This is a genomic window from Marinoscillum sp., assembly GCF_965229915.1.
In the GTDB taxonomy this organism is placed as follows: Bacteria; Bacteroidota; Bacteroidia; order Cytophagales; family Cyclobacteriaceae; genus Marinoscillum.
Genome location: NZ_CBDDJZ010000001.1, coordinates 1,758,794 through 1,771,178 on the forward strand (window position 1 = coordinate 1,758,794; position 12,385 = coordinate 1,771,178).

Consider the following 12,385-nt stretch of genomic DNA (forward strand, 5'->3'; position numbering starts at 1 on the left):
ATATCTAAAATCTCTAGTCAATAAAGTGATCTAAAAAATCACTCTTTTGGCTTCAAAAGCCTCTATTTCTTCCTTTCCACTGAGGATGTAATCAATGTCATCATAGCCCTTAATCAGGCACATTTTCTTGTAGGCATTGATCTCGAAAGGTTCCGAATTACCTGTGGATTCATTCGTGATTTTTTCAGCTTCCAGATCCACAGTGATTTTGGCCGCTGGATTCCCTTCCACTGTCTCGATTAGCTCATTTAAGAAAGCATCCGTAACCTGTACTGGTAGCAGTCCATTGTTTAATGAGTTGCCTTTAAAAATATCCGCAAAGAAACTGCTCACCACCACTTTAAAGCCATAGTCCTTAATGGCCCAGGCCGCATGCTCCCGGCTACTTCCACAGCCAAAGTTTTTACCCGCTACAAGGATATCCCCCATGTAGGTGCTGTCATTCAAGACAAAATCCGCTTTAGGCTGGTCATTGCTATCATATCTCCAGTCACGAAAAAGGTTGTCACCAAAACCCTCTCTGGTCGTTGCCTTGAGGAAACGTGCCGGAATGATCTGATCCGTATCAATATTTTCGATTGGCAGTGGTACCGCCGTGCTTGTCAAAGTCGTAAATCCCATTATGCAATCATTTCTCTAATGTCTGAAATCTCCCCTGTCACTGCTGCCGCAGCTGCCATCAGCGGGCTTACTAAAAATGTCCTTGCTCCAGGACCCTGTCGGCCCTCGAAGTTTCTATTGGATGTACTCACGCAGTATTTTCCGGCTGGTACCTTGTCCTCATTCATCCCCAGACAGGCCGAACATCCCGGCTGACGTAGCTCAAATCCTGCTTCGGTAAAGACTTTGTCCAAACCTTCTTCTTTGGCCTGAGCTTCCACACCTTTAGACCCAGGAACGATCCATACGTTCACTCCTTCTGCTTTTTTCTTGCCTTTCACAAAATCAGCAACCTCTCTTAAGTCTTCTATTCTGGAATTGGTACAGCTACCGATGAATACATAATCGATTTTCTTTCCTTTCAATGCTTGATTGGGATCCAATCCCATGTAAGCAAGTGCTTTGGTCATATCCTTGGCGGTACCATTCACCGCTACATCAGGAATAGTCTGAGAGACTCCCATACCCATTCCCGGATTGGTACCATAAGTGATCCATGGCTCAATGTCTTCTGCTTCGAATTTTTCTACGCGATCGTATACTGCATCTGCGTCACTAGGTAAGGTCTTCCAGTGGGCAACAGCCTCTTCCCATTTTTCTCCTTTAGGAGCGAACTCACGACCTTTCAAGTAATCGAAGGTGGTTTGGTCTGGTGCGATCATTCCACCTCTAGCTCCCATCTCAATACTCATATTGCAGATGGTCATGCGCGCTTCCATAGAAAGGGAAGTGATGGCCGATCCCGCATACTCTACGAAATAGCCCGTACCGCCTGCAGCAGATAGTTGAGTAATGATGTACAGAATAATGTCTTTGGCACCAACTCCTTTTCCAAGCGTTCCATTTACTTCGATGCGCATGGTCTTGGGACGGTACTGCAATAGGCACTGGGTAGCCAATACCTGCTCTACCTGAGAGGTGCCAATCCCAAAAGCGATGGAGCCGAATGCACCATGCGTGGAAGTGTGGCTATCTCCACAAACCATGGTCATGCCCGGTTGGGTCAAGCCCAGATCTGGGCCAATCACGTGAACTATGCCTTGCTTGTCATGACCAAGATCATACAGCTCCACACCAAACTCTTCACAGTTTTCACGAAGTTTCTGTACTTGAAATCTCGACAACTCTTCCTTGATCGGAAGGTGTTGATTGATGGTAGGTACGTTGTGATCTGCTGTGGCAGTGGTCTGCTCTGGTCGCAGCACTGGTAGTCCTCTATTGCGCAAACCATCGAAAGCTTGCGGAGAGGTCACCTCATGTATGTAATGTCTGTCAATGTAAAGTACTTCCGGAAATCCCGGCTTGGAAGAAACCACGTGTGATTCCCAAACTTTCTCAAAAAGTGTCTTACCCGCCATTAAAACTTATCGTCTATTTCTATGCTCTTAATTGGTCACGTAATCTAGAGGTCATGGTAGGAAGTGTAAAACCAAATTAAAATTTAATTACGATCTCTAAAATGATTGATTAGAAATAATATGCCTAATTTTGAATTAATAAAGCAATTTAAGTACTATGTCTAAAGATCGCTCTGACCATTTGTACCTCCTCATCAAGTCGATGAAGAAAAGTGAAAAGCGTTATTTCAAAGTGCGGAATAAGGGACTTTCCAAAGACGAGTCAAAGTATCTATTATTGTTCGATGCATTGGCGGAGCAAGAGGAATTTGACGAAGTGCAGATTATTGAAAATAACTCATGGGTCAACCCGGTCCAGTTCAGCAACCTGAAAGCACATTTGTATAAAAAGCTCCTGCAAAGCCTTAAGGAATACACGGCTTCTACTAATGAAGATATCACCATCCGTGAGCAAATAGACTACATCCAAATACTGTTTGACCGAAGCCTGTATCAGCAAAGCATGCAACTCTTACAAAAAGTGAAGAAGGCCATGCATAAAAGTGATAACCTGGAACTGCAGCTGGAGGTGCTCAAATGGGAAAAGAACTTGCTTCCATTTACCCTTGGTAGAAATAACCAGCAGCGGGTTAATCAGATTGTGGAAGAAGCCAATAAGATCAACGAGCGTATCTCCAGAGTGAATATCCTCACGAACCTATCTGTAGAGCTAAACGCCATCTATCTAAGAACGGGCTATATCCGTGGCAGAGAGGACAAACAGCGAATTCAACGAATCTTTGATGAGCAACTACCAGCATGGAACGTGCGTGATTTTTCTGTTCGAGAACGACTACTTTGGTACGAAATCCAGCTGAGCTACTACAGCTTTATCCAGGAATTTGACGAAGTATATCATTATGCACGCCAGTGGGTAGACCTGTTTAGTAATGTGCCAAGCTCCGCTTACTACCTGGAGATGTACATCAAAGGGCTCAATCAACTGCTCAATGCCCAATCGCGACTCATGAAGTATGACGAGTTCATGCAGACGCACAAAAAACTACGGGAGCTATCCAAGCATCGGGTGATCAGTGTCAACGACAACCTACAGATCAGGTTATTTAAGTACAGTTATGCTCATCAATTCAATGGCTATTTCATGCTGGGAGAATTTGCTAAAGGTGTCAAACTATTAGAACGAATTGAAACACGTCTGGAAAGCTACATCGGTATGCTGGACAAGCACTCCGAATTGGTGCTCTTTTATAAAATTGCCTGCTTGTACTTTGGGAATGGTAACTACCGAAAGGCGCTCAAGTGGCTAAATAGGATCATTAATTCAGAAGATCAGGACATTCGGGAAGATGTGCACTCATTTGCTCGTATCATTAATCTAATCACACACTACGAACTGGGCAACCGCGATGTGATTGAGTACTACATCCGATCTACCTATCGATTTTTGCTCAAAAAAGATGACCTCCATGCCTTTCAGCAATATATTCTGGAATTCCTCAAAAATCTTTCACACGAGATCACACCTAATCAATTGATTGACAGATTCAAGGAGCTTCGTGAAAAGCTGCTGGTATTATCCCAGAGTAAGTATGACAAACGAGCATTCGTCTACTTTGACATCATTTCCTGGCTGGAAAGTAAGATTGAAGATGAGCCTGTGAGCACCATTATCCAGAAAAAGAGCCTTTCGCAAATGGAACATTGATCCTTCACCTCTGACAATAGAATGATATCAACCACTAATTGACAATCATTTAATTGAACCCTTTTAAAGTAACTATTTAAGTTTCAGAACGTTATTCTTTGCGGAAATGCAAATTCTGCACTATTTTTAGCAATTGTAAAGTCCGGGAGAGCGAAATACCATGAACTTAAATCTAAAATCTGACCAAATTCTCTTTTTGCATAAGGGAACAATCACCAAAGAACTGATCGAACTGGTGGTGGAAGCTTTGGAGCAAAGTGTGACCAATCTGGAAGGCGACAGAAAGGTCAGAAGAAAGATTACCAACGTGTTTATAGAGGTATTTCAGAACATCGGATACCATGGGGTGAAAGATCCAGAATTCAGTAGCTCCGACATGGTGATCGTACTATCTCTGGACAAATACTACAAAATAGGCACCAGAAACCTTATCAAAAAAGACACCCAGGATAAGATCTCAGATAAGATCAAGCAAATCAATGGGATGACTCCTGAAGAACTGCGTGAAGAATACAAAGTAGCCTTAAGTAGCAATGAACTCTCCGAAAAAGGCACAGCAGGTCTTGGATTCATTGACATTGCCAGGAAATCTGGAGAAAAACTCTACTGTGAGTTTGAAAAAGCCAATGATCAGTATTCATTCTTCTATTTTGAGACACGCATCGCCAAAGACCAGTCGTCCGGTGAAAAGGCTAAACATCGCGCTGCTTCTGTAAAGAACTAGTCTTTTATTCTACTAAACCGTAGTGCCTTCAGCATGAAATCGGGTAGTGGTTTCAGTGGATCTCTCTTTTCCACGTCCAGAAAGATTCCTAGTTTTTCAAGAATTGGAATTTTGTACACTTCGATCATCTCAATAAGAATTCCATCAGGATCATCTATGTAGGTACAGTGCACCCTTGTGGTACCACCCATGTCTAGCGTATCTTGAGTATCACAAGTAAACCCAAATCCTTTGGCATCCAAATCTTCTCCGAGACCTTTCATTCCTCGCACATCCAGTCCGATGTGCACAAATCCAACATCGCCCCAGATACGTCCTTTCCACACCTTTTGCGGAGTGTAATCAATTGCCTGAATCAATTCGATATAAGTATCAGCAGACACCTTGGCAAATCCTCCACCTGGAGGATTGGACTGTGTCAGGCGCACTCGTCTAAACTTCTTTTCACCACCCTTGAGGGACTTGAAATCTGCAAACTGATCGGTAAGATCATAGACCACCTGGTCATACCCCAATATGTCTGAGTACAATTTTCTCGACTTATCAATATCAGTTACCCCAACAACACACCCATTCGGACCACCAGTTACATGCTTGGTTTTGGTGTAAAAGTTCTTTCCTTCCACTATTTGGAAAATCAGCTCATTGGGGTCTTCCACATAAAAGGTAGAAGAACCATCTGGCATCTGCACGATTTCGGATAGGAGTTTTGCTCCCTTAGCTTTAAAATAATTGTACGCTTGCTGTACATCTCTGGATTTCACCTGAGTGATGTAAATCGCTATATCACCTAGCTCAATATCAAACTCGACTTTTCTCGGCTCAAAAGAAGTCGGGTTAACTACCTCCATGGCACAACCGCCTTGCAGGTTCAGAATCATAGAGGCACGTTTGGTGATGGTCTCATTATGGGTGTAGACATCCATCAATGGAGCAGGTGCTACTCCATCGAACATCCGAATGTCCATACCTAAAAACTGACGGTACCACTTCTGTGATTTCTCTGAGTCCAAAACTCCAACACCGATATGCTGGATGCCGTTGATGCGCTTATACATGTGCTTGCTGTTGATTGTGGGCAAAAATAATCAAGTAGGTAAAGAATGGGTGAGTTTTGCGGAAATAGTGCGGATGCTATTTTTTCAGCATCTTCTCTATCTCCATTAACTCATCTCGCAATCTTGCAGCTTCCATGAAATCCAGGTCTTTAGCTGCTTTTTCCATTTTCTTGCGAGTGTCATCTGCAAGCTTCTTCAGCTGGTCTTTGTTCATATAAGCTACCACCGGGTCAGCTGCCACAGAAGCTTCTTGCTCTTCACCGGTGTAGTATTTCTTGGAGCCCTTCTTCTTATCTGCTGCTGATGTTTGTCCCAAAATTGCCTCACGATTTTTAATAATCGTTTTCGGAGTGATCCCGTGCTCTTCATTATAGGCTTGTTGGATACTTCTTCTTCGGTTCGTCTCGTCGATTGACCTTTGCATGGAATCAGTCACTTTATCCGCATACATGATCACCATACCGTTTTCATTCCTCGCCGCACGACCAATAGTCTGCACAAGCGATCGTTCGTTTCTTAAGAACCCTTCTTTATCGGCATCAATAATGGCCACTAGTGATACCTCTGGAAGATCAAGTCCCTCTCTCAGCAAGTTGACGCCTACCAATACATCAAAAACTCCCAGGCGTAGTTCTCTCAGAATCTCCACCCGATCCAGTGTATCTACCTCGGAATGTATGTACCGTGTCTTCACGCCGGCATTGAGCAGGTATTTGGTGAGCTCTTCCGCCATTCGTTTGGTGAGTGTGGTACAGAGAACTCGCTCTTCACGCTCTACCCTTAGCTGAATTTCCTCCATCAGGTCATCGATCTGATTGATACTAGGCCGAACTTCTATGATAGGATCCAGAAGGCCAGTTGGTCGGATCAGCTGCTCTACCACCACTCCTTCTGATTTGCGCAGCTCATATTCACCGGGAGTAGCGCTAACAAAGACCACCTGATTGAGCATTTCTTCAAACTCATTGAACGTAAGTGGTCGGTTATCCAATGCAGAGGGTAATCTAAACCCAAAGTCTACCAGATTCACCTTGCGACTCCTGTCACCTCCCCACATGGCACGAACCTGTGGTACTGTGACGTGGCTTTCATCAATGACCATGAGGTAGTCATCTGGAAAATAATCCAACAGGCAGAAAGGTCTTGCTCCAGGAGTACGACGGTCAAAATAACGCGAATAATTCTCCACTCCAGAACAGTAACCAATTTCTCGAATCATCTCCAGGTCAAACTCTGTCCTTTCTTTAAGTCGCTTCGCCTCCAGAAACCTTCGCTCTTGCTCAAAAAACTGGACCTGAGCCACCAGATCGTCTTGGATTTCATAAATAGCCGTATTGAGTAAATCCTTACCAGTTACAAAAAGGTTGGCCGGGAAAATGGTGACAATACGTTCATCTGACAACTTCTCCCCGGTTTCCGGATTGATCCGCTGGATAGTCTCGATTTCATCACCCCAAAAAATAAACCGATAAGCAAAGTCAGCATAAGCTACAAACACATCTACTGTATCGCCTTTCACCCGAAAGGTTCCGCGCTTGAATTCCACCTCGGTTCTGCTGTAAAGGATGTCCACCAGGTTGAACAAAAACTGACTTCTCGGGATTTCATCACCTTCCTGGACTTTGATGACATTTTTCCCAAATTCCTCTGGATTACCAATACCATAGATACATGAAACAGATGCCACTACAATCACATCGCGACGACCAGAAAGCAACGCAGATGTGGCGCTTAGCCGCAGTTTTTCGATCTCATCATTGATGGAAAGATCCTTCTCGATGTACAGGTTGGTCGTAGGAATGAAAGCTTCAGGCTGGTAATAATCGTAGTAACTGATGAAGTACTCCACGGCGTTTTCGGGGAAAAAACTCTTAAACTCACCATACAGCTGGGCAGCCAAAGTCTTATTGTGACACAAAACCAAAGTGGGCTTCTGTACTTCCTGAATAACATTGGCCATGGTAAATGTCTTACCAGAACCTGTCACTCCTAACAACGTTTGGGCTGCTTCACCATCAATGATTCCTTCTTTCAATTGACTGATAGCAGTAGGCTGGTCACCCGTAGGCTCGTATTCCGAACTCAGCTTAAAATCCATGTGATTATCCGTTCCAAATTTCCCAGGCTCGATCCGCCTGTAGGTGTAGCATTTCCAAGCCATTTTTGGTTCTAGCTCCCTTCAGGCGACCCTCCTTCATAAAGGCAGTTTCTTCGGGATTGTAAACGAGATCGTAAATGTATTGTTCCGCATGAATTGCCTCGTAAGGGATATCAGGCTTGGTATCGATATCCGGGTGCATCCCCAAAGGTGTGGTATTAACAATCATATCCACTTTCTGGACATAGGTGGGATCGTTTTTCAGATCCACGTAGGTGAGGTCTCCTTTTAGTTTTTGCCTGGAAACGACCATGTATTTGATGCCCAGATCTAGAAAACCTGCCTCTACGGCCTTGGAGGCTCCTCCACCTCCCAGTATGAGGGCATTTTTCACCTTTAGGTCTCCCTGAAAATAGTTGATCACTGACTGCTTAAACCCAAAAAAATCGCTATTGTAGCCTATGAGTTTATTTCCCTCTTTCTTAATAACATTGACGGCCTCCACTTTGTGAGCACTACTATCCAGTCGGTCCAGAAATCTCCTAATGTTCTCTTTGTGTGGTACAGTGACATTAATTCCTACCAAATCAGGGTATCGATCCCAAAGAGATGGGAAATCCTTCAGGTATTCAATCTCAAATAAATCGTATTTATGATCACTTAGCCCTAATCGCTTGAATTTTTCGTTGAAGTACGCTCTTGAAAAGGAATGCCCCAAAGGGAAACCAACAAGTCCAAATCTCTTCATGTGCAGCTAGTTAATGTTAAAAATGAGTTGGGGCAATAACTAAATGCTAAATATAAAAAGAGTATTGCTAATAAGACTATCAAGCACTACTTATCAGGAGGTACTTTTAGTGGCATATTTTTCCATAAGCCAGACTAAGAGGAAACCAACAATCATGAGTACAATAGCAAGAACAAACTCACCATTGATATCAGGTAGCAACCATTCATAGCCTACAGCCTTTTCTTTGCCTTCCAGTGTGAGGTATTGAGTAGTCTTCCAGGGCCAGATAATCGCCAGAGAGCCAGCCACAAATCCCGTAAGAATACTTATCGTGAGATCTTGAAAGTTTTTGAATAAATAAGAAAGCAAACGAGAAAAAAGAACTAGTCCCAATACGCAGCCAACGGCTATAGGCACCAATACAGAAAAGTTCAAACCTCCGATGGCCTGCATCACCAGCACGTAATTACCCATCAACAACAGAATGTAACTACCAGACAACCCAGGCAAAATCATACTGCATATCGCCACAGCCCCGCAAATGGTGAGATAAAAAAAGGATGCATTCGGTTCAGCCGGTGGTAAAAAAGCGATTCCCGCTGCGATCAACACACCTATCAGCAATGCAAAAAGGTTAGCTGGACTAAATCGTGTGATTTGCTTCCCCACGCCTATGATGGAAGCTACTATCAGTCCAAAGAAAAAAGCGAGAGTGAGCACTTCATAGTTCACAAAGGCATATTCCAGCACCTTCGCCAGACTGAGTATACTCAGTGCTATACCAGCAAAAATAGCCGCCAAAAACGCAAGATCTGTTTTGAGTGCAAACACCTTAAAATCACCCGAAAGTAACATGCGCAATGCTCCTATGTCAAAAGACTTGAGTGCATCGATTAATCGCTGATAGATTCCGGTGATGAAAGCAATCGTGCCGCCAGATACTCCAGGTATCACGTTGGCTGCTCCCATCGCAAGTCCTTTCAGGAAAAAACTAAGGTAGGGTCTCATTGATTGAGGAAATGATCGAAGGTATCTCCCCGAAGACCTAGGCGTATAGTTTCTAAAGGAATCACTTCATTTGGTGCGATGTTCCCAAGATTCACATTACTCCCAATAAGCTTAATAAACCAAACCTGCTGGGCTTTCTGAGGAGCTTCCCAAAGGATTTTCTCTTCCGGAATTTTGGTCAAAATTTCTTCCACCAATCCCTGACGAACTTCTCCAGAGTCTCTAAAAAGACCCACATTACCACTCTCGCGCGCTTCACCTATCACTTTCCATGCTCCAGCATCAAGCTCGGTTTGCATCTGTTCAATCCACTTGTATGGAGGGATGATTTTCGCAGCATCTTTGGAACCCACCTCCGAAAGGACGGTTACTTGCTTAGCAAGCGTATTAATGTACTCGCACTTCTTGTCATGATCCAAAATGATACTTCCATCGGATACTTCAGCATATTCGAGGTTGAACTCATCCAAAACCTTTTGGTAGTCTTCAAATTGGTCTCGAACGATAAACGCCTCAAAGAGCGTTCCACCAAGGTAAACGGGGATGCCAGCTGCCTTGTAAGCGTCTAACTTCTTTTTGAGGTTCTTGGTCACAAAGGAAGTGGCCCAACCCAATTTGACAATATCAATATAGTCTCCTGAAACGTCGATCATGTCTTCCACCTCACGAACACTCAGACCTTTATCCATTACCATGGTAAATCCAGTGTTTCTAGGCTTGACAGTTCTCTCAGGAATTTGATTCAAATGATAATTCATAGATTGCTCTGTCGCTGATTTTTGCAAAGCCACAAAAATCAGCAATTCTGATGAAAATGACTTAGCTATTTAATTGTTTTTCCGGTATTGCTCTATGATTTTGTAGAGCGCCTTTTGGGTCTGCAAATTCGGAAAAAATTCGAATAATTGTAAATGGCCATCGAAATCTAACATTAAACCTGTTTCGAGTCTGTTTATAGCCATTTTGTATCTACCTCCCTCAATGAGATATACCACGCTTCTGTAGTATAGGTCAGGACATTCTGCACAGTCTACCAGCCCATCCTCTACAGTTTCCTGGGCTTTTTCAAAATCTCCCTGCTCATAATACACGTATGACCAGTCCAACCAGATGTGTGGATTCTCAGGGTCCAGCTGAGACGCTTCCATGTAGGCGTCAATGGCTGAGATGATATTGCCTGTCTTAAACTCAGCATCAGCCACAGCCTTCCAATAGGCTCCATTCTCAACATCCAATTTCAAGGCCTTATTAAAAAAATGAATGGCCTCATACCAGCGCTCTTTTTGTGATAAACACACCCCTAAGCCATACCACGCCTCATGATACAAATTGTCAAGCTTGGTGGCTTTCTGATAGTGCTTCACTGCCAGATCAAACTGCTCCATTTTTTCATATGCCGCAGCTATGTGACAATAGGTCTCAGCTGTAGGACCTTCCAGGTCCATGGTTTTCACATAAGAGTTGAGCGCTTTATCATACTGCAGCAAATTCATGTAGGCATTGCCCATATTAAAGTGAGCACTGCTAAAATCATCATCAATAGCCACAGCATATTCATAGGCGTCTATGGCTTTGTCGTATTGAGTGAGTTTGTTGTAAACGATCCCCAGATTGTACCAGGCATATTCCGAATAAGGATCCTGATCGATAAACTTATGATAGTAATCCAGGCTGCTCTCCAACTCTCCAGCAACATCCAGGCAGTAGGCCAGCTCGTAGAGTGCATTTTCATTGAGCATATTGCACTCAATAGCCTTCTTATGGCTCTCTGCAGCTTTGCGATGATCTCCCATCCCCTGGTACGCAAGACCAATAGAGTAATAGATTTCATCTTTATCCTCGGCAAACTCTAATGTCTGCTCATAGCACTCGATAGCCTGAGCATATTCAGACATCAATGCATGGATAGTTCCCTTCTGCACAAGTAACTCTGGGTCGTTTGGATGAAAGCTCAAAGCTGTCGCTAACGCATCTACTGCCTCACCATGCCGATCCAATTTCACCAACACATCGGCATGCTCCATTGTAAGGTCCAGCGAGAATGAAAACTGCTGAAGACCGAGTTCGCATGCTTTGAGTGCTTTAGAATATTTTTCGTGGTTCTGGTAGTAGTTAATGACTTCTAGATACGCGTCCTCATCAAAGTAGTAGGACTCTTTGTTTTTAAGGAATGCTTCGAACTTTCTTATCAACTCCCTCTCTTCCTTGCGCTTATACTCTTCTTGCATATAAAAAAGTTAAAAAGTATGTCATGGATGATGTATGAATATACACTAAATCAATCGCTATAGTGTTATTTGCTCATCAAAAGTTATCCACAACAAAACCCTCAAATTAGTTCATTATTCCTCAGTATTTGAGGCACAATTCTTTGTTTTAATGATTTTTCAAAAATTGGCAACTGGTTTGCTCGATGGAGGTCTGATCCCACAAAGTCAATCATCGACTCCTTAGCCAGCTGATTCGCTATTTTCTGCGCCTGCCGGCCATATACTCCCATAAATGACGAATTTGTCACTTGCAGGAGAACACCTTGAAGTTTGATTTTCTTCAACCAGGACAAATCACCAGTGAGATAAGTGTATCTTTCTGGATGTGCCAGGACCGGAATAAAACCTCCAGCCTTTAACTTAAAAACAACCTCATCGAATATCAGCGGTTTATTCATAAAGGGAGTTTCCATCAAAACGTACCGCTTCTCTCCGAAAGACAGTAACTCTTCCTCCTCTATGAGCCTGACAAACTCTCCGTCAATATAATATTCGGCTGCTGCCTCCACCTCAATTCCGAGCTGCTCTCTCTTTACTGCCTCTTGTAATTCTTGAAGCCCCGCCAGAATAATCTCCCGGGTATTGGGGTAATAATCTGAATGAATGTGTGGTGTTGTAATCACCTTCTTGTATCCGAAGGTTTTCAAAGTCTTCAGGATCTTAAGTGATTCCTGTTCCTCCTTTACACCATCGTCTATTCCTGGTATCAAATGACTGTGGATGTCGACTTCCACTGATATGGGCTTTTTGTTCCCGAACCAACCTAGCATTATC

The 12,385-nt window shown here is 43.4% G+C and carries 11 protein-coding genes; 2 read left to right on the forward strand and 9 right to left on the reverse strand.

Translation table 11 applies throughout. The features are described 5' to 3' along the window. Positions 1-30: 30 nt before the first annotated feature. Positions 31-621, reverse strand: coding sequence for a 3-isopropylmalate dehydratase small subunit (leuD, locus tag ACO067_RS07630; RefSeq protein WP_421872641.1), 591 nt, complete (start codon positions 619-621; stop codon positions 31-33). Next, positions 621-2,018 carry a 3-isopropylmalate dehydratase large subunit gene (leuC, locus tag ACO067_RS07635; RefSeq protein WP_421872643.1) on the reverse strand — a complete coding sequence of 466 codons (1,398 nt, stop codon included), beginning with the start codon at positions 2,016-2,018 and terminating at the stop codon, positions 621-623. The genes leuD and leuC overlap by 1 nt, the downstream gene beginning before the upstream one ends. Before the next feature lie 157 nt (positions 2,019-2,175). On the opposite strand from leuC, the gene ACO067_RS07640 reads away from it, so the two are divergent. Together ACO067_RS07640 and ACO067_RS07645 are read left to right on the forward strand one after the other, a co-directional pair. Then, a complete protein-coding gene (locus ACO067_RS07640) occupies positions 2,176-3,723 on the forward strand; it encodes a hypothetical protein (protein ID WP_421872645.1) in 1,548 nt (515 codons plus the stop codon). A gap of 160 nt (positions 3,724-3,883) precedes the next feature. Continuing rightward, positions 3,884-4,447, forward strand: coding sequence for a SiaB family protein kinase (locus ACO067_RS07645; RefSeq protein ID WP_421872647.1), 564 nt, complete (start codon positions 3,884-3,886; stop codon positions 4,445-4,447). Here ACO067_RS07645 and ACO067_RS07650 read toward each other — a convergent pair. The 7 genes from ACO067_RS07650 to ACO067_RS07680 form a co-directional block, all read right to left on the reverse strand. Next, positions 4,444-5,505 (reverse strand): VOC family protein, encoded by a 1,062-nt coding sequence (locus ACO067_RS07650; RefSeq protein ID WP_421872649.1) that lies wholly within the window; start codon positions 5,503-5,505, stop codon positions 4,444-4,446. The genes ACO067_RS07645 and ACO067_RS07650 overlap by 4 nt on opposite strands. Positions 5,506-5,581: 76 nt before the next feature. Further along, positions 5,582-7,603 (reverse strand): excinuclease ABC subunit UvrB, encoded by a 2,022-nt coding sequence (uvrB, locus tag ACO067_RS07655; RefSeq protein WP_421878284.1) that lies wholly within the window; start codon positions 7,601-7,603, stop codon positions 5,582-5,584. Between the two features lie 4 nt (positions 7,604-7,607). After that, complete coding sequence (locus tag ACO067_RS07660) at positions 7,608-8,351, reverse strand: shikimate dehydrogenase family protein (protein ID WP_421872651.1); 744 nt, start codon at positions 8,349-8,351, stop codon at positions 7,608-7,610. A gap of 93 nt (positions 8,352-8,444) precedes the next feature. After that, positions 8,445-9,341 (reverse strand): DUF368 domain-containing protein, encoded by an 897-nt coding sequence (locus ACO067_RS07665; protein ID WP_421872652.1) that lies wholly within the window; start codon positions 9,339-9,341, stop codon positions 8,445-8,447. Then, the gene (locus tag ACO067_RS07670; RefSeq protein WP_421872654.1) at positions 9,338-10,099 is read right to left on the reverse strand and encodes a phosphosulfolactate synthase; all 762 of its coding nucleotides are present in this window, start codon (positions 10,097-10,099) and stop codon (positions 9,338-9,340) included. Before ACO067_RS07670 ends, ACO067_RS07665 begins: the two co-directional genes overlap by 4 nt. 69 nt (positions 10,100-10,168) lie before the next feature. After that, positions 10,169-11,569, reverse strand: a complete 1,401-nt coding sequence (locus tag ACO067_RS07675) for a tetratricopeptide repeat protein (protein ID WP_421872656.1) — start codon at positions 11,567-11,569, stop codon at positions 10,169-10,171. Positions 11,570-11,670: 101 nt separating this feature from the next. Further along, the gene (locus ACO067_RS07680; protein WP_421872658.1) at positions 11,671-12,381 is read right to left on the reverse strand and encodes a tyrosine-protein phosphatase; all 711 of its coding nucleotides are present in this window, start codon (positions 12,379-12,381) and stop codon (positions 11,671-11,673) included. Between the last annotated feature and the right edge of the window lie 4 nt (positions 12,382-12,385).

Coding starts and splice junctions, on each gene's coding strand:
- ACO067_RS07650 (WP_421872649.1), bottom strand. CDS start 5,505: ATGTATAAGCGCATCAACGGCATCCAGCATATCGGTGTTGGAGTTTTG.
- leuC (WP_421872643.1), bottom strand. CDS start 2,018: ATGGCGGGTAAGACACTTTTTGAGAAAGTTTGGGAATCACACGTGGTT.
- ACO067_RS07665 (WP_421872652.1), bottom strand. CDS start 9,341: ATGAGACCCTACCTTAGTTTTTTCCTGAAAGGACTTGCGATGGGAGCA.
- uvrB (WP_421878284.1), bottom strand. CDS start 7,603: ATGGATTTTAAGCTGAGTTCGGAATACGAGCCTACGGGTGACCAGCCT.
- leuD (WP_421872641.1), bottom strand. CDS start 621: ATGGGATTTACGACTTTGACAAGCACGGCGGTACCACTGCCAATCGAA.
- ACO067_RS07645 (WP_421872647.1), top strand. CDS start 3,884: ATGAACTTAAATCTAAAATCTGACCAAATTCTCTTTTTGCATAAGGGA.
- ACO067_RS07670 (WP_421872654.1), bottom strand. CDS start 10,099: ATGAATTATCATTTGAATCAAATTCCTGAGAGAACTGTCAAGCCTAGA.
- ACO067_RS07675 (WP_421872656.1), bottom strand. CDS start 11,569: ATGCAAGAAGAGTATAAGCGCAAGGAAGAGAGGGAGTTGATAAGAAAG.
- ACO067_RS07640 (WP_421872645.1), top strand. CDS start 2,176: ATGTCTAAAGATCGCTCTGACCATTTGTACCTCCTCATCAAGTCGATG.
- ACO067_RS07660 (WP_421872651.1), bottom strand. CDS start 8,351: ATGAAGAGATTTGGACTTGTTGGTTTCCCTTTGGGGCATTCCTTTTCA.
- ACO067_RS07680 (WP_421872658.1), bottom strand. CDS start 12,381: ATGCTAGGTTGGTTCGGGAACAAAAAGCCCATATCAGTGGAAGTCGAC.